The following is a 26,766-nucleotide window of genomic DNA, read 5'->3' on the forward strand; positions in this document are numbered from 1 at the left end:
TCGATCTGGAGGTGGAGATCGGCGGCCGGATCCCCGTACGGGTGACCCGTACCCGCTGAACACCCGCTGTTAAGCTCTCCTTCAGCTCCCAACCCTTAGATTTCCCGGGCCGATTTTCACTAGACACATCGGGCGGGCCAAGGAGGCAAGCGGTGATGCTGGGGTGACGCTGGCCGTCCTTTACGCCGGTCCAGGCAACTCCCTCGATCCCGCCGACGCCGCTCGGCTCGTCGACGATCTGACCGCCGCTCTGCGGGCGGCCGGGGCGTCCGAGGTCTACCGGGTGAGCGTGGGGAGCGAGATGGCGACGCTGGCAAGAGATCAACCGGTGCTGTTGTGCGCCGACAACCTGGTGGCCCATCCGAGTCTGTTGTGGACGCTCGCGACCGAGCCGGCCGGGCGCACCACCGCGCTGGTCGTCGCCGATCCGTCGGGCGACCTGCGCGACGACCGTGGCCGAGTGGGGCCGGCGGCCGACGGCCCGGGCACGGCCCGCTTCGCCGGGGCCATCATGATCGCCCCGGCTGATCTGCCGGTGCTGGCCGAGGCGGCCGGGCAGATGAGGTCGGCCGACGATCTGCTGCCGGCTCTGCTGGCCAACGGCCTGGTGCCGATCGCCACTCCGGTGCGGCTGCTGCACGCCGAGCAGGTGCGCACGCCCGAGTCCTTGAAGCGGGCCGAGGCCGCGGTGGCCGCGGTCGACGAGGACAAGGCGCGCCTGCGGCTCGCGGTGAAGGAGAAGGACGACTTCTTCACGACGTACGCGGTGAGCTCGTGGTCGCCTCTGGTGACCAAGGCCGCGGCCCGGTTGCGTCTGAGCCCGACCGCGGTGACCGGTTTGTCGGTGCTGTTCGCCGTCGCCGCCGCGCTCGGCTTCTGGGAGGCGTCGCGGCCGGCGATGGTCCTCGGCGGGCTCCTCCTCTATCTGGGCTTCGTGCTGGACTGTGTGGACGGTCAGCTGGCCCGCTACACCCGCACGTTCAGCACGTTCGGCGGCTGGCTCGACACGATGGCCGACCGGGCCAAGGAGTACGCGGTCTATGCCGGTCTCGCGGCCGGCGCCGACCGCATCGGTCTGCCCGACGCGTGGCCGCTCGCGATCACCGCGATCCTTCTGCAGACCGTGCGGCACATGACCGACACGTGGTACGGCGCATTGCACGACGAGGCCGCCGCCCGTCCTCGCCCGCAGGCTACGGCCGGGGTGGGGGCCAAGCTGAGCGCGGCTTCCAACCGGGTGCAGGGCGACACCGGCTCGGCGGCGTACTGGCTGAAACGGATCGTGGTCTTCCCGATCGGCGAGCGATGGGCCCTGATCTCGCTGCTGGCGATCTTCACGAATGGGCGGGTCGCGCTGATCGCGATCGTGGCGTGGGGGGCGCTGGCTTTCGCGTACACCCTGGGGCTGCGTTCGCTGCGTTCGCTTTCGATGCGGGTGGGGGTTCTCGACACCGTCGACACGATGCGGCACCGTGACGACGGTCTGCTGACCCGGCGGTTGCTGTCGCGGGCCGGCTGGCCGGCGCCGCTCGCGCTGGCCGGGCTCGGGGCCGTTGCCGCCCTGGCCCTGGTTGTGGCGCTGCTCGCCGGCTGGGTCGGCAGATCGGACAAGCTGGTTCTGGCGCTGGCGGCGATTGTCGTCCTGTGCGCCGGCCGGGCGGCCCGGGCGCGGCACGGTGGGCCGCTCGACTGGCTGGTTCCCGCGGCGCTGCGGGCGGCCGAATATCTCCTGGTCGTCGCCGTCGGCCTGATCGGCCGGACTCCACCGCCGGTGATCTTTCTCCTGCTCTTCCTGCTGGCGCTGCGGCACTACGACCTGACCGCGCGGATGGAGAAGGGTGCTCCGGCGGGGACCGGCACCGGGGCCCGGCTCGGGTGGGACGGCCGGGTGCTGGTGCTCGCGGTGGCCGGCCTGGCCGGATGGGCGACGCTCGGCGAGGCGCTGCTGTGCGCGGCGGTGGCCGGCTCGTTCGTCGACACGATGATCCGCGACCGCCGGGGCGCGGCCGGCCGGGACCGCCGGAGCGCGGCGCTGGAAGACCACCGGAGCCCGGCGTGAAGCTGCTCAGCATCGTGCTGCCGGTCTACAAGGTCGAGGCCTACCTGCGGCAGTGTCTCGACTCGGTGCTCGAACAGTCCTATGCCGACTTCGAGATCGTCGCGGTCGACGACTGCTCGCCCGACCGCAGCGGCGAGATCCTGGCCGAATACGCGGCCCGCGACCCCCGCGTACGCGTGATCACCGCCCCGGAGAACCTCGGTCTCGGCCGGGCCCGCAACCTGGGTCTCGAGCACGCCAAGGGGGAGTACGTCTGGTTTCTGGACAGCGACGACTGGCTCGCCATGGGCGCGCTCGCCGCGGTGGTCCGGCGGCTGCGGGAGACCGGCGCCGACGTGCTGATCGCCGGCTGGGACCGGGTGCACTGGAACGGCCGGGTCGACGTCGGGACGGCCAAGAAGCTGATGGCCCGGGCGCCGGAGACGTTCACTGCCGAGCAGTGGCCGGCCGTGCTCGACGTATTGCACGTGGCCTGGAACAAGGTGGTGCGCCGCGATCTGCTGATCCGGCTCGGGCTGGAGTTCGAGACCGGCTGGTACGAGGACGTCTCGTTCACCTATCCGCTGCTGGTCGGGGCCGAGCGGATGACGGTCCTGCCGCGGACCTGTGTGCACTATCGGCAGCGGCGGACCGGGGCGATCACCCGTACGGTCGGCGACCGGCACTTCGAGGTGTTCGACCACTGGGAGCGGGCGCTGGAGCTCGCCGGCGAGGTCGGGGACGATCTTCGCGGGCGGCTGTTCCGCCGGATGATCTGGCATTACCTGCAGGTGCTGCGCCACGAGACCCGGGTGCCGGCCGCCTCGCGTCGCCGCTTCTTCCAGCGGATGACCGAAAATTATCGGCGCTTCCGGCCGGCGTCGGGCTTTCCCGAGCCGTCCTCTCGGCTCGAGCGGCTGCGTTTCGACCTGGTCGGCCGGGGCTCCTATCCGGCGTTCCGGGTGACCGACGGGGCGCTGCGCCGGGCCCGGCACATCCGGCGTGACCTGCGCCGGTGGAAGCGGCGGGTCAAGCGGCCGGTGATGCGCGCGCGGCAGGGCGTCTATCAACTGGCCTATCGGGCGATGCGCCGGCTGCTGCCGATCGACCAGTCACTCGCGCTCTACGCCGCGTACTGGTATCGGGGGGTGACCTGCAATCCGGCCGCCGTGGCGGCGAAGGCGGCCGAGCTCGCGCCGCAGGTGCGAGCCCTCTGGGTGGTCGGCCGGGGTCGCGCCGCGAGCCTGCCGCCGGGCACCGATTACGTCGTTTCCGGCAGTTTCGCCTACTACCGGGCGCTCGCCCGGGCCCGCTACCTGATCAACAACGTCAACTGGCCCAACCACTTGATCAAGCGGCGCGGCACCACGCACGTCATGACCCATCACGGCACCCCGCTGAAGATGATGGGCATGGACCAGCTCGACCATCCGGCGAGCATCCGCGACACCGACTTCGCGGCCCAGATGCGCCGGGCCGACCGCTGGGACTACAGCGTGTCCGCTAACGCACACACGACGATCGCCTGGGAGCGGGCCTACCCGTGCCGCTACGAGACGCTCGAGGTCGGTTATCCCCGCAACGACCGGCTGGCGACGGCCACGGCGGCCGAGGTCCATGCCGTACGCGAGAGGCTGGGTCTGCGGCCCGACCAGCGGGTGGTCCTCTACGCCCCGACCCACCGCGAGTGGCTTCCGGCCGGTAAGCCGGTTCTCGACGTCGAGCAGCTGGCCGAGGTGCTGGGGCCCGACACGGTGCTGCTGGTCCGCGCCCACTACTTCAACGTGCCCCCGCCCGCGGCCGGCTCGGCGTCGGCCGGCTCGGCGCCGGCGCCCAGTGGCGGCATCGTCGACGTCTCGGCCTATCCGGTGGTCGAGGATCTGTATCTTGCGGCCGACGTCATGTTGACCGACTATTCATCGGCGATGTTCGATTTTGCCGTACTCAATAAGCCGATTGTGGTCTTCGTTCCGGATTGGCAGGTCTATCAGGAACTGAGAGGCACGTACTTCGATCTCCTCGCCGAACCGCCGGGTGCCGTTGCCGTCGATTTCCGGTCGTTGCGGGAAATCTTCGACACCGGTGCGTATGCCGGACCGCAAGCGACCAGCGCCCGAGCAGCTTTCCGCGCGAAGTTCTGCTACCTCGACGACGGTGGAGCCGCCGAGCGCGTCGTCCGCAAGATCTTCCTTAAGTCCGGATTAACGGCCTGAGCTGCTGTGATCACTTGATCACTCTGTGCAAATGGCACGTTCACCCGATGGCGGCATATCGATACTCCTCGTCAAGGTAAGCGTCGGGTCGCGGTCCGTAGTGGGACCGGACTCACACACGCAATCCCCCCGCAGGAGGTCGACGGTGTCCACCGTCTCGCTCAAGGACGTCACCAAGATCTGGCCGGACGGCACGGTAGCCGTGAACAACGTGAGTCTCGACGTCAACGACGGCGAATTCATGGTCCTGCTGGGTCCGTCCGGTTGCGGAAAATCGACGATTCTGCGAATGATCGCAGGCCTGGAGGATCCGTCCGAAGGGGACATCCTGCTCAATGGTGAACCAGTTCTGGAAGTTCCGCCGCGTGACCGCAGCATCGCGATGGTTTTTCAGGACTTCGCCCTTTATCCGCATATGACGGTGGGCGACAACATCGGCTTTCCACTCAAATTGTCGGGCGTCGAGCACAGCCCCCGGCTCGAGCGGGTCGGCGACATCGCGTCCGCTCTCGGCATCGGCGACGTACTCGCCCGCAAACCCAGCCAGCTCTCCGGCGGGCAGCGGCAGCGGGTCGCGATGGGCCGGGCGATCGTTCGCCGGCCGGGCCTCTTCCTGATGGACGAGCCGCTCTCCAACCTGGACAGCGGCCTGCGGGCCGAGCTGCGGGCCGAGATCACCAGCCTGACCAGCGAGCTGGGCGTCACCACCATGTACGTCACCCACGACCAGGCCGAGGCGCTGACCATGGCCAACCGCGTGGCGATCATGCGCCGGGGCGTGCTGCAGGACGTCGGCACCCCGACCGAGGTGTACGGCCGCCCGGCGACCCTCTACGTCGCCGCCTTCCTCGGGGCGCCCCGCATGAACCTGCTCGAGGCTCAGGTTTACGTGCACCTCGACCGCTACGTCGCCCTGAGCTTCGGCGAGCAGTCGCTCTATCTGCCGTGGAGCGACCTCCGGGCCCGGACCGTGGCGCACTACCACGGCGAGCGGATCGTGGTCGGCATGCGGGCCGAGGCGCTCACCCCGGTCGCCCCCGACTTCCAGGGCGACGTGCTGCACGGCCGCATCCGCTACCTGGAGCACCACGGGCACGAGTCGCTGGCCTTCCTCGACGTCGGCGCGACCGCGATCGTCGTCGACGAGCTGGCCGGCAAGGCCGCCCGCGACCCGGTCGAGAGCACCGGCGCGCTGCGGCGGTTCGGCGGCGCGCTGCAGAGGCTCACCGGGCGGGGCGGCGCGACCACTCTGGAGCGCGGCGAGCAGGAGCGGGCGAGCGTGCTCGGCGACTCGGGCCGGCACGCCCGCCGCCCGGCCGAGCTCGCGGTCCGGCTGGCGCCCTACCCGGCGATCTCGCCCGGTCAGTCGCTCTCGGTCGCCGTACGCATGGACGCGCTGCACTTCTTCGACGAGCGGGGCTTCCGGATCGACGTCGGCTGGCGCTGATTCGACCGCCCTCTTCACAGGTTTGCGTCGATGGCCTAGTGTTCCGCCCACACGACGGATCGATGGCGTATCGACGCAGCGTGCACCGAGGGAGGACACCGTGGCTGACTCGTCCGGACTGCTGGTGATCGAGCGCATCCTGCGTGACCGGCAGGGCATCTGGCAGCAGGTGGTCGAGGACCGCGGCCTCCCGCGGCTCACCGGTCAGATGCTGATCAGTTCCGGCATCGCCCTCGCGGTCTACGGAGCGGTGCTCGGCTCGTTCCACAGCGCCCTGATGGCGCTCACCTCGGCGGTCAAGCTGCCACTGCTCTTCCTGGTCACGCTGGCCATCTGCCTGCCGACGCTCTACCTGTTCAACCTGGTCTTCGGGGCCCGGCTCTCGATCCGGCAGTCGCTGGCGATGGTCATGGTGGCGCTCACCGTCACCGCGATGCTGGCCCTGGCGTTCGCGCCGATCAGCCTCTTCTTCCTGATCACCGCGCCCGACTACGCCTTCTTCAAACTGCTCAACGTGGCGATCCTGGCGTTGTCGGCGCTGGTCGGGCTGCGCTTCCTGACCGGCGGCATGAAGGTTCTCAACCAGCACGGGCTGCTCGCGGCCGAGCCGGCCACCCCGGCCGCCACCCCGGCCGCCGCCCCGGTCTCGCCGGCGGGTCCGGCACCGGCTGTTTCGCCCGCCGCTTCCCCCGCCGGCGAGAACGGCTCTCTGGTCGCCGTCGCGCTCGCGCCGCACCCCCAGCCGTTCCCGCACCCGCGTCCGCTGCGGCAGAACGAGCCCACCCCGCCGAGCATGACCCTGCTCTACATCTGGATCCTGCTGTTCGGCTTCGTCGGCACCCAGCTGGCCTGGACGCTGCGCCCGTTCTTCGGCAGCCCCGACAAGCCGTTCAGCCTCTACCGGGAGATCGACGGAAACTTCTACGCCGAGGTCTTCCGGACGCTGGCGCACCTCTTCTGAGGGCCATCGCGGGCGCCTCCTGCCCATGCGGCCGTTCACCGCGTAGGCTGCACCACGGTGGAGGACAGCTTGAGTCAGGGCGTGCGCTCGGTCCCCGGCAGACAGCCGGGAGGGTCCGTCGCACCCGCACCCGTGCTCGGTCTCCCGGTCGCTGATCAACTTATCGGGCACGACCTGATCGACCGGCGGTTCGGCCGGGAAGAGATCACCCTGGTGCGGCACGAGGTCACCGGCTCGCTGACCGCCGCCGGGCTCGCGGGCGACCGGTTGCACGGTTTCGTCCTCGCGGTCAACGAGGTGGTCACCAACGTCGTCCTGCACGCCGGCGGCGAGGGGCGCATCACACTGCGGCTCGCCGGCGACTCGGCGTGGTGCACGGTCACCGATTCCGGCTCCGGCATTCCGGCGCACTATGTGTCCAGCCCGGATGTGCCGGGCGCGTTCGAGGTCGGCGGCCGCGGCATCTGGCTGGCCTATCAACTATGCGACGAAGTCACCATGGCGACCGGCCCGATCGGCACGACGATCGGCCTGCGGATCGCCATCGACGCACCCCATGACGCATCCGGGGACGGACGCCCGGACGGACGGCCGCTGCGCTGAAACAGCATCTTGAACGGCGTGTGAAGCGCCGGCCAAATGTGAACCGGCCCTTCCGGGCTCGCGAACTGCGCCGTGCGACTACATTGGGCCAGTGCTCGGACTTCCCTCCTCAGTGACAGCATGCCTTTTCGATCTTGACGGGGTGCTCACCCAGACCGCCGCGGTGCACAACGCCGCGTGGAAACAAACGTTCGACACGTTCCTCAAGACGTGGTCGGAGCAGCACGGACAAGCCTTCGTGCCCTTCGATTCCGGCGCCGACTATCACCAATATGTCGACGGCCGGCCACGCGCCGACGGCGTCCGCACCTTCCTGTCCTCTCGCGGCATCACCCTGCCCGAGGGCACCCCCGACGACGGTCCTGACCAGGAGACCGTCAACGGCGTCGGCAACCGTAAGAACCTGCTCGTCCTGCAGAAGATCAAGGAAGGTGCGGTCGAGGTCTACCCGGGCTCGGTCGACTACCTGAAGGCGGCCAAGGCCGCCGGTCTGCGCCGGGCCGTCGTTTCGGCCAGCGCCAACTGCAAGGACGTGCTCGAGGCGGCCGGCATCGACGGCTACCTCGAGGCACGGGTCGACGGCATCGTCGCCCGTGAGCAGCATCTGCCGGGCAAACCGGCTCCCGACACCTTCCTGTACGGCGCGAAGCTGCTCGGCGTACCCCCGGAGCAGTGCGTAGTGTTCGAGGATGCCCAGGCCGGTGTGGCCGCGGGCAAAGCCGGAGGTTTCGGGTACGTGGTCGGGGTGGACCGTGGTGGCAACGCCCAGGGCCTGGCCGACAACGGTGCCGACATCGTCGTGCAGGATCTGTCCGAACTGCTCACGCGCTGAGCGCGTATTCCTGACGTCTTTTCTGTTTCTTTCCTTCGAGAGGCACCACCGTGATCCGTGAACGGGCATATCCCGTCGACCCGTGGCACATCCGGGAGACCCGGCTGGACCTGGATCTGCTGGCCCAGTCGGAGTCGGTCTTCGCACTGGCCAACGGTCACATCGGGATACGCGGCAACCTGGACGAGGGCGAGCCGCACGGCCTGCCCGGCACCTATCTGAACTCGTTCTACGAGCTTCGTCCGCTGCCCTACGCCGAGGCGGGCTACGGTTTCCCCGAGTCCGGCCAGACGATGGTCAACGTCACCAACGCCAAGTTGATGCGGCTGCTGGTCGACGACGAGCCGTTCGACGTGCGCTACGGCGACCTGCGCTCCCACGAGCGCGTTCTCGACCTGCGGGCCGGCACCCTGGAGCGCACCGCCGAGTGGGTCTCCCCGTCCGGTCAGGCGATCCGGGTCCGCACCGTGCGGCTGGTCTCGTTCACCCAGCGCGCCGTCGTCGCCTTCCTCTACGAGGTCGAGCCGCTCGACGCGTCGGCCCGGCTGATCCTGCAGTCCGAGCTGGTGGCCAACGAGCAGCTCCCGCCGATGAGCAAGGACCCGCGGGTCGCCGCGGTGCTCGACCACCCTCTGCAGGCCGAGGAGATGCTCGAGCAGAAGGCGGGCGGCCTGCTGGTGCACCGCACCAAGGCGAGCGATCTGCGGATGGCCGCCGCCGTCGAGCACCTGATCGAGACGACGGGCAAGCACCAGGTCACCACCGAGGGCCACCCCGACTGGCTGCGGACGACCGTCGCCTGCAAGCTCGAGCCGGGGCAGAAACTGCGGGTGGTCAAGCTCGCGGCGTACGGCTGGTCGAGCAACCGCTCGTTGCCCGCCGTGCGTGACCAGGTCGGCGCGGCGCTGGCCAGCGCCCGGCTCGACGGCTGGGAGGGACTCCTGGAGGCCCAGCGGGAATACCTGGACGCGTTCTGGGACCACTCCGACGTCAAGGTCGAGGGCGACCCCGAGGTGCAGCAGGCCGTCCGCTTCGGCCTGTTCCACACGCTGCAGGCGGGTGCCCGGGCCGAGCAGCGCCCGGTCGGCTCGAAGGGGCTGACCGGTCCCGGCTACGACGGCCACACGTTCTGGGACGCCGAGACGTTCGTGCTGCCGGCTTTGACCTACACCCAGCCGTCGGCCGCCGCCGACGTGCTGCGCTGGCGTCACTCCACCCTCGACCTGGCCCGGGAGCGGGCCCAGACGCTCGGCCTGCAGGGTGCCGCCTTCCCGTGGCGGACCATCCGCGGGGAGGAGTGCTCGGCCTACTGGCCGGCCGGCACCGCGGGCTTCCACATCGGCGCCGACATCGCCGACGCGGTCCGCCGCTACGTGCAGGCCACCGGCGACTACGACTTCGAGCGCGAGGCCGGCCTGGAACTGCTGGTCGAGACCGCCCGGCTGTGGCGCTCGCTGGGTCACCACGACCGGCACGGCCGCTTCCACATCGACGGCGTCACCGGCCCCGACGAATACACCGCGGTGGTCGACGACAACATCTACACCAACCTGATGGCGCAGCAGAACATGTTCGCCGCGGTCGAGGCGGCCAAGCGTCACCCCGACCTGGCCCACAAGTTCGGGATCGACGACGAGGAGATGGCCTCCTGGCGGGACGCGGCGGCCGCCGTGCACATCCCGTACGACCGGGAGCTCGGGGTGCACCAGCAGTCGCAGGGCTTCACCCGGCTGCAGGAGTGGGACTTCGAGAACACGCCCCCCGAGGCCTACCCGCTGCTGCTCAACTACCCGTACTTCGACCTGTACCGCAAGCAGGTGGTCAAGCAGGCCGACCTGGTCATGGCGATGTACATCCGGGGCGACGCGTTCACGCCGGAGGAGAAGGCGCGCAACTTCGCCTACTACGACGCGCGCACGGTGCGGGACTCCTCGCTCTCGGCCTGCGTCCAGGCGGTGCTGGCGGCCGAGGTCGGTCACCTCGAGCTGGCGCACGACTATCTGGGCGAGGCCGCCCTGATGGACCTGCACGACCTGCACCAGAACGCCCGGGACGGCGTGCACGTCGCGTCGCTGGCCGGCACCTGGATCTCGCTGATCGCCGGCCTCGGCGGCATGCGTGACTTCAACGGCCAGCTGTCGTTCGCGCCCCGGCTGCCCAGCCGCATCACCAATCTCGAGTTCTCGATGCTCTGGCACGGGCTGCGGTTGCGGGTCGACGTCTCCGCCGACGAGGTCACCTATTCGCTGCGCAACGGCGGCGGGGCGGCCCGGCTGACGCTGGTCCACCACGGCAAGGAGATCGAGGTGACCCAGGTCAAGCCGGTCTCGGTGCCGATTCCCCCGGCCCCGCCGGTCGGACCGGCGCCGACCCAGCCGCACGGCCGGGCTCCGGTACGCCGGGCCACCAGCAGCACGAACTGAGTGGAAAGGGCCCCGCGAATGCGGGGCCCTTTTGCTAAAGCACGGACACGTGTACGTGGTCCTTGTGATTGCTCACACCGTGATAGGCGTGCCAGCCGGTCGCCGGGAACCAGATCTGCGCATACCAGATCACGTAGTAGATGCCGAGGCGGTCGGCGTTGCGCACCAGGAACGCCATCACGTTGTTGCCGTAATTCTTCATGTCGGCGTTGTGCGCGACCGAGAAGCCGCTCTTCTGCAATGACCAGTCGCAGGCCCGGCCCTTGGGATGCTCGAACGGCCCGCCGTCGCGATGGCAGCCGACGAACCGATTGAAGCCCGCCTTCTTCACCTCCTTGTAGAGGTGGAGCATGCGCGGCGTGATGCAGCCGTTGGTGGTCGGGTCGTCCACAGTGCACGCTTCGGGCGAGAAGCCGCCCTGGGCGTTGCGCGGGGCGGGCGCGGCGACCGGTGACTTGGCGACCACGAAGCCGCCGGTCAGGCTCTCGCCGCCGAGCAGCGCGAGCGCCTTGTCGGCCGACTCCTTCTGCTTCTTCATCGCCAGCAGGTTGGTCTGCTGCGCCTTGACCTCGGCGTCGAGGGCCGCCTTCTTGGCGTTGACCGCGTCGATCGCCTGGTCGAGGTCGTGCAGTTTCCGGTCGTGCAGCGCGTTGATCTCCTCGAGCGAGACCGCCTTGGAGAGGAAGTCGTCCGAGTCGTCGGCGCCGAGCAGGAAGCGGGACGCGCTGAGGCGGCCGGTTTCGTATTGCTCGGCGGCGATCGACGCGACCTCGGGGGTGAGGGCGTCGCGCTTGGCCTCGGCGTCCTTGATCTGGGTGGCCAGCGCCTTCTGCTGCGTGGTCGACGTGGCGACCTGGGCCTTGGCCTGCACGTACTTCCGGTTGGTGCTCTCCAGGACGTCGTTGAGCGTCGAGTTGTCGGAGAGCTCGTCGCCGCCCTTCTCGTCCGGAGCGGTCGACGACGACGACGAGGAGCCGGAGCCGGGCGCGGCCTGCGCGGGGGCCGTTACAGCGGTCAGCGTGGCAGCCACGACTAGCGGCGCCAGCGCGATATGCAGCCACCGGCGGCGTCTGACGGTCATGCAAGTCCTTCCGGATGGACCGCCTACCGAGTTAGCTGACGGGTTCAGGATGGAAGCGATCCCTACCGCTCTTGTAAGCGGATGCACCCCAACGAACTTGGGTCCCCGGCTCGCCCTGGCGGGCGATTGGGCGGTGGTCTGCCGGTGCCTCGGGGGTGGGGCCGTGTCGCAGATCCGGCCGGAAGTTTACCCGAGCAGCGAGAATGCTTCAGCCTTCGAAAAGCATAAAACCAGTTACCGGATGGCGACGAAAAGTAATCGTTCGACCATGCGTGATTGTCGAATAGCTCTGCGTATCAAAACTGTCGATCAATCGATACCTTCCGGTATGGTCGGCCGCGGTCCCTTATCGGGGCCACCGCCTAATCACCCGCCAGGGTGAGCCGGGGAACCACGTTCCATCCTGGGGTGAATCCGCTTCGCCGCGGTAGGGATTTCTTCCGTCCCGAACCCGTCAGCTAACCCGGCCGGCGCTATGGAAGGAATGCCCTGTGTGGCAGAAAACTGTGCGGCAGAAAACTGTGCTGCGAAGAACTGTGCTGCAGAAGGCTGGGGCCGCGGTGCTGGTCGCGCTGGTCGCGGCGGCCGGACTGGCCTCGCCCGCCCGGGCCGCTCCCGGATCGTCCGGCGACGACGGCGAGGGCGGCTCGAAGTCGCTGACCCAGCAGCTCGACGCGGCCTCCCGCGGCTACCTCGACGCCAAGGACAAACTGGCCGGATCCAAGAAGAAGCAGACCGACCTGGCCACCCAGCTCCAGCGGATCGACGCTCAGATGGCGCCCCGGCAGGCCGCGTTCGACCAGGTCGTCCAGGAGTCGTACCGAGCCGGCCGGCTCGGGCCGATGAGCGCGCTGCTCACCTCCGACTCCTCGGCCGGGTTCCTCGACCGGGCCGAGGTCCTGCAGACCGTGGCCGCCCGCCAGCAGAAGGCGATGGACGACCTGCGGACCGCCCGGCAGACCCAGGCCGCCGCCAAGGCGGCGATCGATGCGACCGTACGCGACCAGCAGAAGCAGGTGGCCGTGATGGCGGCCCGCAAGGCGCAGGCCGAGGCGGCGCTCAAGACGGCCGACGCCGGGCAGAACGCCCCGCAGCCGGGTGACGGAGGCGGCAGTGCCAAAGCGACCCCGGTCAAGCGGAACGGGGACGGGTCGCTGTCACCCGAGGGCTGCACGGTCAACGACCCGACCACCGACGGCTGCATCACGGCGCGCATGCTGCACGCCCTGCAGCAGGCCAAGTCGGACGGGTTCACGCACTACGTGGCCTGCTTCCGGCACCAGGACAGCGGCGAGCACCCGAAGGGCCGGGCGTGCGACTTCGCGGCCGACAAGGGCGGCTTCGGCGGGGTCGCGACGGGGTCCAGCAAGGACTACGGCAACCGGCTGGCCAACTACTTCATCAACAACTCGGACGAGCTGGGCGTCCTCTACGTGATCTGGTTCCGGCGCATCTGGCTGCCTAGTAGTGGCTGGAAGGCGTACACGAAGGGGAACGGCGACCCGTCGAGCGAGCACGAGAACCACGTACATCTCTCGGTGAGATGAACGAAGAAGGCCGGCCCGCCGGGGCCGGCCTTTCGCTCACTTGTTGCTGAACTCCTCGTACATCCGGAGGATCTCCTCGGTCGGGCCGTCGGCCCGGATCACGCCCGACTCGAGCCAGATGGTCCGCTCGCAGGTGTCGCGGATCGACTGCTCGCTGTGGCTGACCAGGAAGACCGTGCCGGCCTCCTGGCGCAGCTCGCGCACCCGCGCCTCGCTCCGCTTGCGGAACTTCGCGTCACCGGTCGCCAGCGCCTCGTCGATCAGCAGCACGTCGTGCTTCTTGGCCGCGGCGATCGAGAAGCGGAGCCGGGCCGCCATGCCGGACGAGTACGTCTTCATCGGCAGCGAGCTGAAGTCGCCCCGCTCGTTGATGCCGGAGAACTCGATGATGTCGGCGGTGCGCTCCTTGACCTCGGCCGGGCTCATGCCCATGGCGAGGCAGCCCAGCTCGACGTTCTTCTCGCCGGACAGGTCGTTCATCAGGGCCGCGTTCACGCCCAGCAGGGACGGCTGGCCGGCCGCGTAGATGCCGCCGCCGCGCTCGACCGGCAGCAGGCCGGCGATCGCCCGCAGCAGCGTCGACTTGCCGGAGCCGTTGCTGCCGATCAGGCCGACCGCCTCGCCGCGGTAGGCCACGAAGCTCACACCCTTGACCGCGTGCACCTCGCGGACCGACGCCGCGTCCTTCTTGGTGATGATGCGCTTGAAGCTGGCCAGCGGGCTGTTGGCACCGGCCGCCGAGGCGCCGTGGATGCGGTAGACGATGTGCGCGTCGTCCGAGATGACGGTGGGGATGCGCTTGTCAGCCACGTCCGTAGCCCTTCTCTCCGCGCCGGAAGTACAGGTAGCCGACGACGACGACCAGCACGGTCCAGGCGATCGCTTCGATCCACAACTCGACCGGCGGCCCGACCAGCTCGACGTCCTTCATCAGGGCGTGCCGGCCCAGCTCGATGAAGACCAGCAGGGGGTTGGCCTTGATGACCCAGATCTTCCAGTCGTGGAACCGGTGGGTGAAGTTGGTGACCGGGTAGATCACGGCCGAGCCGTACAGCCAGAACCGCATGATGAACGGAATCAGCTGCCGGATGTCGTGCACCTTGGTGCCCAGCCGGGCGACGAACAGCGCCAGGCCGGCGTTGAACAGCGACTGCAGGGCGAACAGCGGCAACATCAGCAGCCACTGCCACCGGATCGGCTCGCCGCTGATCAGGACGATGGCGAGCAGGACGCTGAGCGACGCGACCATGTTGCGGATCTCGATCAGGGTGACCGCGACGGGCAGGCTCGCCCGGGGGAAGTGCAGTGCCCGGATCAGGCCCAGGTTGCCGGTGATCGCCATCACGCCGTTCTGCACCACCGTCTGGGTGAAGCCGAACAGGAAGACGCCGATGCACAGGTAGGTGATGAAGTTCGACTGGCTGCGCCGCGTATTGATGATGACGCCGAAGATCACGTAGTAGACGCCGGCGTTGAAGACCGGGGTCAGGACCTGCCAGATCATTCCGAGGCGCGTCTCGCCGAGGGTGGCGATCGTCCTCGCACGGGCGAACGCGGCGATGAAATGACGGTACGACCAGACCTGCTTCGCGTACTCGAAGACGCTCGGCATCCGGCCGGCCGAGCTCAGACCGTTCCGCCGGGCTAGCTCTTTGAGCGGCAACCCGGTTTCGGAATCGGCGACCGCCGTCTGAGACATGGGGTGGTGCTCCGATCTCGTCGGACCGATGGGGGTGTCGGACCCAGGCTTTCGTCGCGGGAACACTAGAGCAGCATGACAGCCGAAGCAGCATGACAGCCGATCGCGGTGCCCTGCCGATGAAACGCAGGCGTATCGACGTGCCGAAGGCTAACCGACCGAACGGCGGAACGCAACCGTTACGTCCTGGCGTATAGTGATCGTGTGGCGACAGGGAAGCGTGCACCCGCCGGCGCGGCGGTGCTCCGAGGAGACATCACCGCGGCGATCCGAAACGCCGTGATGAACGAGCTGGCCGAGGTGGGCTACGGCCGACTGTCCATCGAGGCGGTCGCGCGCCGGGCCGGGGTCGGGAAGACCGCGATCTACCGCCGGTGGAGCAACAAGCTCGAGATGGTGCTCGAAATCGTCTCCGACGTGGCCGGCCGCGCCGTCCCGCTGCCCGACACCGGCAGTTTCGCCGACGACCTCGAGCTGCTGACGATGATCGTAAGCCGTGCGCTCCAGCACCGGATCGCTTCGCAGATCATTCCCGACCTGATGGCCGAGGCGGCACGAAACCCGCAGATCGCCGAAACCCTCCAAAAGGCGCTGCGCACCCACCAGCAGGCGGTCGGCGAAAAGCTGGTCGGCCAGGCGGTGCGGCGCGGTGAGCTGCCCGAGGGCACCGATCCGGAGGTCGCCGTCGACCTGATGCTGGGCCCGCTCTACTGGCGCCTGGCGGTCGCGCGCACCCCGCTGCCCGACGGCTACCTGGAGAGGCTCCAGGCCGCGGTGATCGGCGCGCTGCGCGCCTCGCCAACCGACTAGCACCACCGAAAGATCTGCAGCTCCCCCTTCCCTTACCGAAAGTAGGGCCACGACCCGCGACCCCTCGGAGCCCGGCATGCGTATCTTTCGCGTCGACACCACCGTCCTGGGAACCTCGTCGCTGCTCGCCCTGGCGATGGGCACCGACGGATCGGAGGCCACCGCGCCGCCCGGCCACCAGCCGGCGCCGGTCGCGAGCAAGGCGCTGGTCGGGCGATGGCGCAGCGCCGACGGCGCCGTGCGCCTGGAGATCAAAACCGACGGGACGTACGCGGGAGCGGTCGCCGGCCGCAAACGCGCGGCTCACGGCACCTATCGCGTCGACGGCACCACGATGACCCTCCGCGACGACACCGGCCTCCGTACGCCGGTGGTCCTCTACGACGGCGAGCTCGAGATGGCCGGCCACCGCCTCGGCCGCGCCTAGCCTAGAGACCAATGCCGCTAATGTGCGGCGCATGCCGATCAGTGAGGACGCCGGCGGGGCGGTGCTGAGCGACGGCCACGGGGTGCCGGTGGCGCGGTTCGGGTGGCGGGACGAGGGCGGCGAGCGGGTTGCCCTGATGTTCCGGCCCAGTCCGGGAGTGCCGGCCGATCGCGCGGCGCGAGCCGGGGTCCGGGAGCTGGCCGGACGCCGGATCAGAAGCAACGACGAAGAGGCGGCCCGGGCGTTGATCGGCGCCGGCTGCACGCTCGTGCGGGCGGCCACCGACATGCACCGCGGGTTCGGCGAGCCGATTCCCGAGGCGCCGGTGGCCGGCGGCTGGTCGATCGTGCCGCACGACTGGGACGACGAGCTGGCGGCGGCGCTCAGCGCGGCCTACGGGCCGGACCATCCGGACCAGGCCGACCGGCCCGCCCGGCTGCGCTCGCTCACCGAAGGCGAGCAGGGGCTGATCGTCCTGCCCGGCGCGACGGCCCGCCTCAAGGACCCCGGCGGGCGCAGCATGGGCGAGGTGTTCACGGTCGGGCCGGTGCCGTGGGGCAGCGTGCCGATGTCGTGGGTGCTCGACCTGGCGGTCGCCCCCGGTGGGCAGGGTCGCGGGTTCGGTGCGGCTCTCCTGGCGTACGCGATGAGAGGAACCCGCCAGGCGGGCCTGACCATCGTGGGGTTGACCGTGACCAACGGCAACCCGGCCCGGAGGCTGTACGACCGGATGGGGTTCCGGCCGGTGCTGCGGCATTTCGAGGTACGCGCTCCGCAGTCGCCCGCTGGCACACTGTGACCGTGATCGATTGGTTGAACAGTACGGCCCTCACCGCCTTCGGGGCGCCGACCACCTGGGCCGAGGTGCTCGGGTTCGTGACCGGCCTGATCAACGTGTGGCTGCTGGTGCGCCAGCACATCCTCAACTGGCCGCTCGGCATCCTCAACGTCGCCCTGCTGATGCTGGTGTTCTGGTCGGCCGGGCTGTACGCCGACGTCGGCCTGCAGATCCTCTACGTGCTGCTCGGCTTCTACGGCTGGTGGACCTGGCTCTACGGCGGCCAGGACCGCACCCACCTGGTCGTCCGCACGACGACCCGCGACGAGTGGCTGGCCCAGGCCGTCGCCGGGGTGCTGCTCACGGCCGGCCTCTGGCTGTTCCTCGACCGGCTGACCAGCTCGACGGTGCCGCTCGCCGACGCCGTGACGACCGCTTTGTCGCTGCTCGCGACCTATGGTCAGAGCCGCAAACTGGTCGAGAACTGGTGGCTCTGGATTGCCGCCGATCTGATCTACATTCCGCTCTACGGATACAAGGACCTCTGGTTGACCTCGATCCTCTACGTGGCGTTCCTGGCCCTGTGCGTGGCCGGGCTCCGGGCCTGGCGAATGGCACTTCGCGCCCAGCTGGTCGTGGTACCGGCATGACCGCCCGCACCGAGCGGCACCCAGCCGGACCAGCGGACGGCGCTGAAGGCGAGGGCCAGAAGGGCATACCCAGATGCACAGCATGAGCTACGAGCACGGGCTGGTCGTCGGGAAGTTCTATCCGCCCCACGCCGGGCACCACGCGCTGATCGACGCGGCGGCGGCCGCCTGCACCCGGGTGACCGTGGTGGTGGCGCCGTCGTCCCGCGAGACCGTGCCGCTCGACCTGCGGCTGGCCTGGCTGCGCGAGGCCCACGGCCCGTCGGTCCGGTTCGTCGGGGTGCACGACGATCACCCGGTCGACTACGCCGACCCGGCGGTGTGGGAACTGCACATGGCGGTGTTCCGGGCCGCGGCCGGAGCCGACCGGGTCGATGCGGTGTTCTCCTCCGAGGCGTACGGGATCGAGCTGGCCGCCCGGTTCGGAGCCGTCCCGGTGATCGTCGACCTGGACCGGGCCCGGGTGCCCGTCTCCGGCACCGCGGTGCGGGCCGACCCGATCGGCAACTGGGACCACCTCGGGCCGGGAGTGCGGTCCTGGCTGACCCGGCGGGTCGTCGTGGTCGGCGCCGAATCGACCGGCACCACCACGACGGCGCGAGCGCTGGCCCGGCTGTTCCGGCTGCGCGGCGGGGTCTGGGCCCGCACCCGGTGGGTCCCCGAGTACGGCCGCGAACTCACCGAACGCAAACTCGACGACCTGCGCAAGACCGACCCGGCGGCCACGGTCTTCGACGTGACGTGGGACCGGGACGACTTCGTCACGGTGGCTGAGGAGCAGAACGCGGCCGAGGACGCGCTGGCCCGCGAGGGTTCGCCGGTGCTGTTCTGCGACACCGACACGTTCGCGACCACGATCTGGGAGGAGCGCTACCTCGGCAGCGGCTCCGAGGCGGTGCGGGCCCGGGTGCGGCGGCCCTCGCTGTACCTGCTGACCTCCGACGAGGGGGTGCCGTTCGTCGACGACGGGCTGCGGGACGGCGAACACATCCGGCGGTGGATGACCGGACGGTTCCGCCAGGAGCTGGCGGCTCACGGCGTACGTCATGAGGTGTTGACCGGAACCCCGGGCGACCGTCTCCGCGCCGCGGTGGCGGCGACCGACGCCCTGCTCGCGGAGGGTTGGTCCTTCGCGCCGCCGCTGAGCCCTGCGGCGGCTGAGTTCTGCGGCGGCTGAGTTCTGCGGCGGCTGAGCCCTCCGTCGGCTGAGCCCTGCGTGCGGCGGCTGAGTTCTGCGGCGGCTAAGCCCTGCGGCGGCTGAGCCGAAGGGGGGGTTAGAGGGGGACGGATGCGGCTCAGGGCGGTGCGGTCGGCGCTGGCGATATCGGCGTCGCTGCTGGTCCTGAGCGGCTGCGGTGCCTCGGGCCCGCCGAGCGCGGGCACCTCAGCCGCGGCCTCCCCGGCCGCCCCGTGGCTGATCGACGTGAGCGCCAATCCGACCCCCAGCACCAGCCCGCCGATCAGCCTGCCCCCGTCGGCCACCCCGGCCTGGTCACCGCTGCCGAGCGCCACCACCTGCGACATCCCCTGGCCGACCGACGAGCGGGTCCTGATCCCGATGGTCGTGACCCCGGGGGCGGGCTCGCTGAAGGTGCAGTGGCCCTCCTGGTACGGCCCGAACTACCGGGTGGCCGCAGTCGACCAGAGGCTGGTCACCGGCACCCAACCGCCGCCCACCTGGGTCAACGTGACCGCCGGCACCGGCTGCACGGTCACCGCCACCCTGACCGGCCTGATCTCCGGCAACCCGTACGTCGTCTGGCTCGACGCCCCCAACACCCCGCGCCGCCTCGACAACTCCCGCAGCCTCTACAGCGGCCGTTCCGCCGTCGTCCGCCCCCTCTGACTCACGCGATCGCGGCGATGTCGCCGTCCTCGAAGTAGATCGCCTGGTGCAGGCGGCCGCCCAGCGCTTTGGCATAGCGGGCGACAACCTCCTGCCCGGCGACCTTGCCCTGCTCGATCTGCGACACCCGGCCCTTGGTCACCCCGATCCGCTCGGCGACCTGCTGCTGGGTCAGTCCGCGAGCCCTTCTGACCTCGGCCAGCCGATGCCCGACCACCTGGGCGAGCAGTTCCTGCTTCTCGGCCTCGACCACTTCTTCACCGCCGGATGCCGCGATGTGGCGGCTGCGGACGTCCGCCCAACGCGTATATCCCTTCATTCCTCGCCTTCCTCGGTTCGCCTCTTCAGGTAGGCCTTGTAGCGAGGCCGACCGAGAGCAGGTCCCGTCGTGGCGAGGACGTCAATTGCCTGCGCCGACAACGTCTCATTCGAGAGTAGTCACTCGACTAGTGTAGTGAAAGCTATCTCAGAGACTGGCCGAATGCCGGGTTGGTGTCAGGCGGCGATGGTGTTGCGGCCGCTGTATTTGGCGGCGTAGAGGCGGTCGTCGGCGTGGCGGAAGAGGGCGTCGCCGGTCATGCCGTCGGTGAGTTCGGCCAGGCCGACGCTCACCGTGAGGCGGACGCCGGGCAGGATGTCGGAGCGGGCCACCGCCGACCGGATGCGTTCGGCCACCTCGCGGCCGACCGTCAGGTCACCGCGCAGGAAGACCGTGAACTCGTCGCCCGCGTAGCGGACCGGCACGTCCTCGGTACGGCAGTGGGCGCGCAGGATGCGGGCCACCTCGCGCAGCGCCCGGTCGCCGACCGAGTGGGAGTAAGCGTCGTTGATCGCCTTGAAATGGTCGACGTCGACCAGCAGCAGCACCAGCGGGACGCCCAGACGGTGGGCGTCGATGCGGTCGAGCAGCAGGTCGAAGCGGCGCCGGTTGCCGAGGCCGGTGAGCGGGTCGCGCATCACCTCGCGTTCGGCCCGGGCGCGGGCCGCGTCGACCTCCTCGCGCTGGCGGGCCTGGCGCAGCATGGCCAGGCGCTGCAGCCGCACCCGCCACAGCTCGCGGGTCTGCCCCTCGACCGCCTCGAACAGGTCGCGCCCGGCCCGGCCGCCGTCCAGTTCGAGGGCGTTGAGCGCCATCTCGGACCGGATGATCGTCTTTTCGTCGGGGCGGGCTCCGAAGTCGCACAGCTCGCGGGCGGCGACGAACTCGGTGCGGGCCTCGTGCGGGGCGCCCTGGGCGCGCAGGCTGATGCCGATCGCGAGGTGGGCCATCCGCGCGTACTGGAAGTTTTCCGCCTGCCGCAGCGGGAGCACCGCCTCGCGGGCGAGTTTCTCGGCCGGCACCACGTCGCCCAGCTTGGCCAGGGCCAGCGCCAGCATCGCGGCGCTGCCGAAGTCGTCCGGCCGCTGGTCGACGTGCCGGCGGGTGAGAGTGGCGCTGCGGCGCAGCCGGTTGGCGCCCTCGTCGTGCCGTCCGACGTGGGCCAGCCGGAGTCCCCAGTAGAGCAGCGTCACCGCGTGCACCAGCTCGAAGCTGGCGTTGGCGACGCTGAGCTGCTCGTAGGTGGCGGCGGCGGTCTCGTACATCTCGGCCGCGTTGGCCGCCTCGGCGAACGAGCAGAGGGCGGAGATGCGCCGGTCGGGGTTGTTGTGGGGCAGGTCGAGCAGCACCGCGGCCCGGGCCAGGTTGCGCATGCCGTCGACGTAGCGGGTGCGCAGGACGTCGAACTGGGCCAGGTCGCAGAGGGTCTTGGCCTCGCCGAGGGCCGAGCCGGCGACCCGGTGCATGCGCAGCAGCTGCTCGCCCAGGTCGGTCGCCTCGATCAGCCGGCCCATCTTGAGATTGGCGTACATCTTGCCCTGGATCAGGAAGGGGACGGTCCTGGCGTCCCCGGTCGCGCGGGCGATGGCGAGATAGGCGTCGGCCGCGGCGATCGCCTCGTGGCAGCGGCCGGTGTTGGCCATCTGGTGTACCCGGAGCGCCAGCAGATGGAGCGGCCCGAACACGGTGACCGGCACCGGGAGCCATCCATCTGACTGGATCTCACCATCCATGGTCTCAGTATCAACAAAAGGGACCAGATCAACTATGGGTGACGGCAGGGCATTACCGGCAATCTTGCTATCTGGGCTGACGGTTTCCCGACAAGTCGGTCTGGTGGCCGGCCGTGACGTACCGATCGAGGCCGCCGACGATCATGTCGAGGCCGAACTCGAAGCGTTCGGTGCCGTTGGTGTTGCCGACCATCTCGGCCGCATGTTTGCTCAGGTGGGGATAGGTGTCTTCGGGCAACTCGGCGTAATAGGCCACCAGATCGGACGAGAGTTGCTCGAGGAACGTCTCCTTGTCGGTGCCGGCGGCCGAGACGTGACCGCGCCAGATCGAGTATTCGTAAGCGTCGGCGGTGATGTAGAGGAAGATGCGGTCGAGCGCCCACGCTGCAATGCGGGCCGGGACGCCGCCGGTCAGCATCATGCCGAGCATGGCGTCGGAGACCCGCATCGCGTTGGGCCCGGTCGGAATCGTGGCCAGCGCGGCCCGGGCCAGGTCGTTGTGGTCGAGCATCGCCTGATAGCCGGCCCGGGCCAGCTCCTTGACCTGTTCCCGCCAGCGGGCCGGGTCGGGCGCGGGGACCGCGATGGTGCCGCACATCTCGTCGAACATCAGCTGGAGCAGCTCGTCTTTGTTGGCCACGTGGGCATAGAGGCTGGAGGGGCCGGTGTCGAACTCGGTCGCGACGCGCCGCATGCTGACCGCGTCGATGCCCTCGGCCCGCACGATGCGCAGGGCGGCCTGCACGATCTGGTCGCGGGTTAGCGGGAGCTTGGCGGGGCGGCCGGCCGCCGGCCTCTGGTGTCGCCAGGGGAACTCGTTCATCGGGACTGAATTTACCTTGACGCGAACACCGTTCGCCAGTAGAACAGTGTTCGTAGACGACGAACACTGTTCAGAACATCCGGGGGGACTCCATGCAAGCGGTTCTGGAAGAGGCCAAGGCCGCCGCGCCATACCGATATCGCTGGGTCGCGCTCTTCGTGATCCTCGCGGCCGAGGTGATGGACCTCCTCGACTCGCTGGTCACCACCATCGCCGGGCCCTCGATCCGCACCGACCTGGGCGGGTCCTACGCGCTGATCCAGTGGCTCGGCGCGGCCTACACGCTGGCCATGGCGATCGGCCTGCTGACCGGCGGCCGGCTCGGTGACATCTTCGGCCGGCAGCGCATGTTCCTGGTCGGGGCGGCCGGCTTCACGCTGGCCTCGCTCGGCTGTGCGCTCGCCCAGGCGCCGGGCGAGCTGATCGCCGCCCGCGCGGTGCAGGGCCTGTTCGGCGCGATCATGCTGCCGCAGGGCCTCGGCATGATCCGCCGGATGTTCGCCGACCCCAAGGAGATGGCGAAGGCGTTCGGCGCCTTCGGCCCGGTGATGGGTCTCGGCGCGGTCGCCGGCCCGATCCTGGCCGGCTGGCTGGTCGACGCCGACTACTTCGGCTCCGGCTGGCGCATGATCTTCTTCATCAACGTGCCGCTCGGCATTTTCGCGGTGGTCGGGGCGCTGCGCTTCCTGCCCGACTCGCGCCTGCCCGAGCCGCCCAAGCTCGACCTGGTCGGAGTGTTGTTCGCGGCCGGTGGCGCGTTCCTGCTGCTCTTCCCGCTGGTGCAGGGCCGCGAGCTCGACTGGCCGGCGTGGTGCTTCGTGATGCTGGCGGCCGGCGTCGTGGTGTTCGGGGTCTTCTCGTTCTTCGAGAGCCGGCGCGAGCGCAAGGGGCTCGACCCGCTGGTCACGCCCAGCCTGTTCCGCAAGCGGGCGTTCACCGGCGGCCTGGCACTGGGCATGGTGTTCTTCGGTGCGCTGATCGGCACCGGCCTGATCTTCACGTTCTACCTGCAGATCGGCCTGGGCTATTCACCGCTCAAGGCCGGCCTGTCGACGCTGCCGCAGGCGCTGGGCACGATCGCCGGCTTCGGGCTGGCGGCAGCCGGGCTGACCGAGAAGTTCGGCCGGCAGGCGCTTCAGCTCGGCACCCTGATCATGCTGGTCGCCACGGGCGGCTTCGCATACACGGTCTGGCTGGCCGGAGCGGGCATCAACCCGTACCAGATGATCCCGTCGCTGCTGTTCCTCGGCATCGGCATGGGCCTGGCGATGGCGCCGTTCTTCAACATCGTGCTGGCCGGCGTCGACGACCATGAGACCGGCTCGGCGTCCGGGGCGCTCACGTCGGTGCAGCAGCTGGGTGGGGCGTTCGGCATCGCGGTGCTCGGCACGATCTTTTTCGCCCTGCTGCCCGGCGCGGTCACCCACCACGTCGACAGTTCGGCGAGCCGGCTGCGCACCGTGCTCACCGCGAGCGGGGTGCCGGCCCAGGCCCAGCCGGCGGTCACGGCCGGCCTGCGGGCCTGCCTGGCCGACCGGGTCTCGGAAAACGACCCCGACGTGGTGCCGGCCAGCTGCAAGGGCGCCGGCTCGGCGCAGAACCAAGACCCAAAGATCGGGGCGTACGTGACGGAGCAGGTGCAGAGCGGGTTCCGTGACACGACGATCCGCACCACCGCGGTGACCGTGCTGCTACTCCTGCTCGCCTTTGGACTGTCGTTCTTCCTGCCCCGCCGGCCGCGGCCGGAGGAGGGGCCCTGACGGCTCGGCTCATTTGAGATGGTCGTCGGGCCTGCAGCGTGCGCCGGTCGCGGCCGGAAGAGAGGCCCTGGCGGCTCGGCTCATTTGAGATGGTCGTCGGGCCTGCAGCGTGCGCCAGCCGCGGCCGGAAGAGAGGCGCTGGCGGCGCGGCTTATCTGGCCGGCTGTCTACACCAGCCCGGCCTGACGAGTCGGCTTATCTGGTGGTCGGCAGGCCGGCGGCGCGCCACGCGGCGTAGCCGCCGGCCAGGTCGGTCGCCCGGTGCAGGCCGAGATCCTGCAGGGCGGCCGCGGCCAGGCTGCTCGTGTAGCCCTCCTGGCAGGTGATGATCACCTCGAGGTCGTAGCGGTCGGCGAACGGCAGCCGGGCGTCGCTGCGCGGGTCGAGGCGCCACTCCAGCACGTTGCGTTCGATCACGAGCGCGCCCGGGATCTCACCGTGCTCGGCTCGCTGGGCGACCGGGCGGATGTCGATCAGCGTCGCGCCGTCGCGAAGGGCGGCGGCCACGGCGGCCGGGTCGAGGCGGTGCAGCCGGGCCCGGGCGGCGGCCAACAGGTCGTTGATGCCGAGGGAGCCCGGCGGCGGGGTCAGGACGCTCGCGGTCACCACTGCGCTCCCGCTGCCTCGACCGTACGGATCTCCAGGCCCGCCGCCGTCAGGCGGTAGCGGGTCATCGTGGTCAGCGCCGGGCCGTAGACGTGGATGCTGATCGCCGGCCGGGTCGACCGGTTGGTGACCCGGTGGATGTGGCGCGGACCGAAGCGGCGGCCGTCGCCCGCGCTGAGTTCGCGCGCGACGGCCCGGGGCCGTTCGTCGCCGGTCTGCCGGGTCGGCGTGCCGGCGGTGACCGTCTTCCCGGTCAGCGTGGCGGCGGTGAGCGTGTCTGCGGTCAGGGTGCCGGCGCCGATCGTGTCCGCGGTCAGCGTGCCGCCGGTGACCGTCTTTCCGGTCAGCGTGCCGCCGCCGATCGTGTCCGCGGTCAGCGTGCCGCCGGTGACCGTCTTTCCGGTCAGCGTGCCGCCGCCGATCGTGTCCCCGGTCAGCTTGCCGGGGGCGACCGTCTCTTCGGTCAGCGTGCCGGCGACGACCAGGAAAGCGCCCGACGAGCCGCCGTGGTCGTGCAGGTCGGTGCCCTGGCCGGGCAGCCAGGTGAGCAGCCAGACCTCGTGGTCCTCGGCGACCGTGAGCCGGTGGTACCAGCGGTCGACCGGGTTGAACCGGGGGGCGACCGGCCACTGCCCGGGTGCGGCGGCGTAGCGGGCGGCGATGGCGAGATGGTCGAGGCGGACGTCGACGGCGGTCACGGGAGCTCCTCGCTTTGCATACATTGCCTATCAGTCCTATAGGTTAACCGGCGCAGAGCGGCCTAGTGGGGCGGAACGCGCGGAATCGGTTGGCTGAAACGTGCTGTGGGCCCGAGGGCCGGAAGAAAGAGCAGGTCAGCTAGGACAGCAGGCGCTGGCGCAACGCACCAGATCGATCGCCAGATCGGCGATGAGAGGGATGGCCTTCCGCTGCATGGCGCCCATCGTGGCCCGGCAAAAGATCGCCCGTCAAATTCGTTCCGCCATGTGGACCGCAGCCAACCGGGACGTCACCACCAGCCGCGCCGCTTCGCCCACGCCAGCAGCAGCGCCGACATGACCGCCATGATTGTGAGCACCACGATCAGCTGGGTGACGTGGGTCGTGCCGTTGACGATGATGTTCATGCCGTAGATCGAGGAGAGGGCCGTGATCGGCAGCGTCACCACCGCGATCACGGCCAGGCGCTCGGCCGCTACGGTCATCTTGGTCTCGGCCCGGGCCCGGTAGAACTCGATCACGCCCTGGAGGTACTCCCGTTCGCCGTCGGCCAGGTTGCGGATGCGGTTCATCTGGTCGGTCGCGTCGGCGACCAGCGGACGGTCGTCGACCGGGATGCGAGCCTCCAGCGCGGCTATCCGGCCCAGCACCTCGGCGCCGAGCGCGCCCATCGTGCGTACCGCGAGCAGGCCGTGCCGGGCCTCGAAGAGCTCCTCCAGGAACTCCTCCGGGTTGCCCATGTGGCCGCCGGTCACCCGTCGCTCCAGCTCCCAGACGTCGCGGGTCAGGTCCTCGATGAAGGACTCCAGCCGGTGGGTCAGGGCGGAGGTGATCGCGTACGACAACTCGTAGGGGGAATCCGGTTGCAGCCGGCCCGCCTCGATCCGCTTCCGGACGCCGTCCGTTTCGCGCAATGCGACCTCGAGCGGAACGGTGGGATTGATCGGGCCGTGCACGGTGACGACGTACTTTTCCCCGATTATCTGATCGAGTTCGAGATAGTGGACATGCCCGGACGGTCCGCGTTCCGGTCCGTGCAAGATCAGAAGTTGTTGATGCGGATAAATCCGGACTCTTGGCACGCGATTGCGTTGCATACAGTCACGTACGGCCAGGGGATGGCACTCGAGTACGTCGGTCAGCAGGGTCACGGCCTCGTCGCTGCACTCCGGAACGTCCACCCACACCAGCGTGTCGTCCCGCTCGAGAAGGTCGGCCACCTCCTCCAACGGGTGACTCTCGACCGTGCCGCCGGTCAACGACAGGACTCGGATCCCGGACATGCGATCAACTTAGACCTGAAAGAACCTCATGGGACTTTGCCTCTTTCCGAACAACACGTGAAAAGAGGCCCTGCGCGACCGCTTCGACACGCTCCGTCAACCTAATTGACGTGCGAATCGGCCGTCTTGCTGTGGCGCCTCAGCCGTTAAGGCGGAAATCAGCTCGGCACGCTCAACTGCAATCGAGAA

At 69.6% G+C, this 26,766-nt stretch carries 24 protein-coding genes and 2 riboswitches; of the genes, 15 read left to right on the forward strand and 9 right to left on the reverse strand.

The window, feature by feature from the left end; all coding sequences use genetic code 11:
- Nucleotides 1-163: 163 nt before the first annotated feature.
- The 7 genes from AB0M88_RS12660 (at nucleotide 164) to AB0M88_RS12690 (ending at nucleotide 10,517) form a co-directional block, all read left to right on the forward strand.
- Nucleotides 164-2,059, forward strand: a complete 1,896-nt coding sequence (locus tag AB0M88_RS12660; RefSeq protein ID WP_364099782.1) for a DUF5941 domain-containing protein — start codon at nucleotides 164-166, stop codon at nucleotides 2,057-2,059.
- Nucleotides 2,056-4,251 (forward strand): bifunctional glycosyltransferase family 2 protein/CDP-glycerol:glycerophosphate glycerophosphotransferase, encoded by a 2,196-nt coding sequence (locus AB0M88_RS12665; RefSeq protein ID WP_364099785.1) that lies wholly within the window; start codon nucleotides 2,056-2,058, stop codon nucleotides 4,249-4,251. Before AB0M88_RS12660 ends, AB0M88_RS12665 begins: the two co-directional genes overlap by 4 nt.
- A gap of 145 nt (nucleotides 4,252-4,396) precedes the next feature.
- The gene (locus tag AB0M88_RS12670; protein WP_364099788.1) at nucleotides 4,397-5,698 is read left to right on the forward strand and encodes an ABC transporter ATP-binding protein; all 1,302 of its coding nucleotides are present in this window, start codon (nucleotides 4,397-4,399) and stop codon (nucleotides 5,696-5,698) included.
- 100 nt (nucleotides 5,699-5,798) lie between these two features.
- A complete protein-coding gene (locus tag AB0M88_RS12675; RefSeq protein WP_364099791.1) occupies nucleotides 5,799-6,659 on the forward strand; it encodes a hypothetical protein in 861 nt (286 codons plus the stop codon).
- Nucleotides 6,660-6,791: 132 nt separating this feature from the next.
- Entirely contained in the window at nucleotides 6,792-7,262 is a 471-nt protein-coding gene (locus tag AB0M88_RS12680; RefSeq protein WP_364099794.1) for an ATP-binding protein, read from the forward strand.
- 91 nt (nucleotides 7,263-7,353) lie between these two features.
- The gene (locus AB0M88_RS12685; RefSeq protein WP_364099796.1) at nucleotides 7,354-8,094 is read left to right on the forward strand and encodes a beta-phosphoglucomutase family hydrolase; all 741 of its coding nucleotides are present in this window, start codon (nucleotides 7,354-7,356) and stop codon (nucleotides 8,092-8,094) included.
- A 50-nt stretch (nucleotides 8,095-8,144) separates the two neighbouring features.
- Nucleotides 8,145-10,517 (forward strand): glycoside hydrolase family 65 protein, encoded by a 2,373-nt coding sequence (locus AB0M88_RS12690; RefSeq protein ID WP_364099799.1) that lies wholly within the window; start codon nucleotides 8,145-8,147, stop codon nucleotides 10,515-10,517.
- Nucleotides 10,518-10,551: 34 nt separating this feature from the next.
- Here the strand turns inward: AB0M88_RS12690 and AB0M88_RS12695 are convergent, their stop codons facing one another.
- Nucleotides 10,552-11,598 carry a hypothetical protein gene (locus AB0M88_RS12695; protein WP_364099802.1) on the reverse strand — a complete coding sequence of 349 codons (1,047 nt, stop codon included), beginning with the start codon at nucleotides 11,596-11,598 and terminating at the stop codon, nucleotides 10,552-10,554.
- Between the two features lie 5 nt (nucleotides 11,599-11,603).
- A riboswitch (cyclic di-AMP (ydaO/yuaA leader) is annotated at nucleotides 11,604-11,741 on the reverse strand.
- A 206-nt stretch (nucleotides 11,742-11,947) separates the two neighbouring features.
- A riboswitch (cyclic di-AMP (ydaO/yuaA leader) is annotated at nucleotides 11,948-12,086 on the forward strand.
- A gap of 3 nt (nucleotides 12,087-12,089) precedes the next feature.
- On the opposite strand from AB0M88_RS12695, the gene AB0M88_RS12700 reads away from it, so the two are divergent.
- Entirely contained in the window at nucleotides 12,090-13,145 is a 1,056-nt protein-coding gene (locus AB0M88_RS12700; protein WP_364099805.1) for a hypothetical protein, read from the forward strand.
- Nucleotides 13,146-13,181: 36 nt separating this feature from the next.
- Here AB0M88_RS12700 and AB0M88_RS12705 read toward each other — a convergent pair whose 3' ends face one another.
- Nucleotides 13,182-13,955 (reverse strand): ABC transporter ATP-binding protein, encoded by a 774-nt coding sequence (locus tag AB0M88_RS12705; protein ID WP_364099808.1) that lies wholly within the window; start codon nucleotides 13,953-13,955, stop codon nucleotides 13,182-13,184.
- Nucleotides 13,948-14,844: an ABC transporter permease gene (locus tag AB0M88_RS12710; protein WP_364099811.1), complete on the reverse strand. Its 897-nt coding sequence runs from the start codon at nucleotides 14,842-14,844 to the stop codon at nucleotides 13,948-13,950. The genes AB0M88_RS12705 and AB0M88_RS12710 overlap by 8 nt, the downstream gene beginning before the upstream one ends.
- Before the next feature lie 204 nt (nucleotides 14,845-15,048).
- Between AB0M88_RS12710 and AB0M88_RS12715 the strand changes: the two genes are divergently transcribed.
- The 6 genes from AB0M88_RS12715 to AB0M88_RS12740 all read left to right on the forward strand — a co-directional run bounded on the left by AB0M88_RS12715 (nucleotide 15,049) and on the right by AB0M88_RS12740 (nucleotide 19,355).
- Complete coding sequence (locus tag AB0M88_RS12715; RefSeq protein WP_364099814.1) at nucleotides 15,049-15,654, forward strand: TetR/AcrR family transcriptional regulator; 606 nt, start codon at nucleotides 15,049-15,051, stop codon at nucleotides 15,652-15,654.
- A 76-nt stretch (nucleotides 15,655-15,730) separates the two neighbouring features.
- Nucleotides 15,731-16,081, forward strand: a complete 351-nt coding sequence (locus AB0M88_RS12720; RefSeq protein ID WP_364099816.1) for an Atu4866 domain-containing protein — start codon at nucleotides 15,731-15,733, stop codon at nucleotides 16,079-16,081.
- A gap of 31 nt (nucleotides 16,082-16,112) precedes the next feature.
- Nucleotides 16,113-16,880 carry a GNAT family N-acetyltransferase gene (locus AB0M88_RS12725; RefSeq protein ID WP_364099818.1) on the forward strand — a complete coding sequence of 256 codons (768 nt, stop codon included), beginning with the start codon at nucleotides 16,113-16,115 and terminating at the stop codon, nucleotides 16,878-16,880.
- A 2-nt stretch (nucleotides 16,881-16,882) separates the two neighbouring features.
- Nucleotides 16,883-17,509, forward strand: a complete 627-nt coding sequence (pnuC, locus tag AB0M88_RS12730) for a nicotinamide riboside transporter PnuC (protein WP_364099821.1) — start codon at nucleotides 16,883-16,885, stop codon at nucleotides 17,507-17,509.
- A gap of 82 nt (nucleotides 17,510-17,591) precedes the next feature.
- Nucleotides 17,592-18,686 carry an AAA family ATPase gene (locus AB0M88_RS12735; RefSeq protein ID WP_364099824.1) on the forward strand — a complete coding sequence of 365 codons (1,095 nt, stop codon included), beginning with the start codon at nucleotides 17,592-17,594 and terminating at the stop codon, nucleotides 18,684-18,686.
- Nucleotides 18,687-18,797: 111 nt separating this feature from the next.
- A complete protein-coding gene (locus AB0M88_RS12740) occupies nucleotides 18,798-19,355 on the forward strand; it encodes a hypothetical protein (protein ID WP_364099827.1) in 558 nt (185 codons plus the stop codon).
- 1 nt (nucleotide 19,356) lies between these two features.
- On the opposite strand, the gene AB0M88_RS12745 is transcribed toward AB0M88_RS12740, so the two are convergent.
- The 3 genes from AB0M88_RS12745 to AB0M88_RS12755 all read right to left on the reverse strand — a co-directional run bounded on the left by AB0M88_RS12745 (nucleotide 19,357) and on the right by AB0M88_RS12755 (nucleotide 22,230).
- A complete protein-coding gene (locus AB0M88_RS12745; protein ID WP_364099830.1) occupies nucleotides 19,357-19,674 on the reverse strand; it encodes a helix-turn-helix transcriptional regulator in 318 nt (105 codons plus the stop codon).
- A gap of 176 nt (nucleotides 19,675-19,850) precedes the next feature.
- Entirely contained in the window at nucleotides 19,851-21,407 is a 1,557-nt protein-coding gene (locus AB0M88_RS12750; RefSeq protein ID WP_364099832.1) for a GGDEF domain-containing protein, read from the reverse strand.
- A 67-nt stretch (nucleotides 21,408-21,474) separates the two neighbouring features.
- Nucleotides 21,475-22,230, reverse strand: coding sequence for a TetR/AcrR family transcriptional regulator (locus AB0M88_RS12755; protein WP_364099835.1), 756 nt, complete (start codon nucleotides 22,228-22,230; stop codon nucleotides 21,475-21,477).
- Between the two features lie 92 nt (nucleotides 22,231-22,322).
- Here AB0M88_RS12755 and AB0M88_RS12760 point away from each other — a divergent pair, with 92 nt between their 5' ends.
- Nucleotides 22,323-23,990: an MFS transporter gene (locus tag AB0M88_RS12760; protein ID WP_364099838.1), complete on the forward strand. Its 1,668-nt coding sequence runs from the start codon at nucleotides 22,323-22,325 to the stop codon at nucleotides 23,988-23,990.
- A 195-nt stretch (nucleotides 23,991-24,185) separates the two neighbouring features.
- Here AB0M88_RS12760 and AB0M88_RS12765 read toward each other — a convergent pair whose 3' ends face one another.
- From AB0M88_RS12765 to AB0M88_RS12775, 3 genes are all read right to left on the reverse strand, one after another.
- Nucleotides 24,186-24,596: a rhodanese-like domain-containing protein gene (locus tag AB0M88_RS12765; protein WP_364099841.1), complete on the reverse strand. Its 411-nt coding sequence runs from the start codon at nucleotides 24,594-24,596 to the stop codon at nucleotides 24,186-24,188.
- A complete protein-coding gene (locus AB0M88_RS12770; RefSeq protein WP_364099843.1) occupies nucleotides 24,593-25,294 on the reverse strand; it encodes a cysteine dioxygenase family protein in 702 nt (233 codons plus the stop codon). Before AB0M88_RS12770 ends, AB0M88_RS12765 begins: the two co-directional genes overlap by 4 nt.
- 290 nt (nucleotides 25,295-25,584) lie before the next feature.
- Nucleotides 25,585-26,577, reverse strand: coding sequence for a magnesium transporter CorA family protein (locus AB0M88_RS12775; RefSeq protein WP_364099845.1), 993 nt, complete (start codon nucleotides 26,575-26,577; stop codon nucleotides 25,585-25,587).
- Nucleotides 26,578-26,766: the final 189 nt, after the last annotated feature.

The organism is Actinoplanes sp. NPDC051411, from assembly GCF_040682075.1.
Classification (GTDB): Bacteria; Actinomycetota; Actinomycetes; order Mycobacteriales; family Micromonosporaceae; genus Actinoplanes.

Coding starts and splice junctions, on each gene's coding strand:
- AB0M88_RS12695 (WP_364099802.1), bottom strand. CDS start 11,598: ATGACCGTCAGACGCCGCCGGTGGCTGCATATCGCGCTGGCGCCGCTA.
- AB0M88_RS12710 (WP_364099811.1), bottom strand. CDS start 14,844: ATGTCTCAGACGGCGGTCGCCGATTCCGAAACCGGGTTGCCGCTCAAA.
- AB0M88_RS12720 (WP_364099816.1), top strand. CDS start 15,731: ATGCGTATCTTTCGCGTCGACACCACCGTCCTGGGAACCTCGTCGCTG.
- AB0M88_RS12725 (WP_364099818.1), top strand. CDS start 16,113: ATGCCGATCAGTGAGGACGCCGGCGGGGCGGTGCTGAGCGACGGCCAC.
- AB0M88_RS12735 (WP_364099824.1), top strand. CDS start 17,592: ATGAGCTACGAGCACGGGCTGGTCGTCGGGAAGTTCTATCCGCCCCAC.
- AB0M88_RS12740 (WP_364099827.1), top strand. CDS start 18,798: ATGCGGCTCAGGGCGGTGCGGTCGGCGCTGGCGATATCGGCGTCGCTG.
- AB0M88_RS12745 (WP_364099830.1), bottom strand. CDS start 19,674: ATGAAGGGATATACGCGTTGGGCGGACGTCCGCAGCCGCCACATCGCG.
- AB0M88_RS12750 (WP_364099832.1), bottom strand. CDS start 21,407: ATGGATGGTGAGATCCAGTCAGATGGATGGCTCCCGGTGCCGGTCACC.
- AB0M88_RS12755 (WP_364099835.1), bottom strand. CDS start 22,230: ATGAACGAGTTCCCCTGGCGACACCAGAGGCCGGCGGCCGGCCGCCCC.
- AB0M88_RS12760 (WP_364099838.1), top strand. CDS start 22,323: ATGCAAGCGGTTCTGGAAGAGGCCAAGGCCGCCGCGCCATACCGATAT.
- AB0M88_RS12775 (WP_364099845.1), bottom strand. CDS start 26,577: ATGTCCGGGATCCGAGTCCTGTCGTTGACCGGCGGCACGGTCGAGAGT.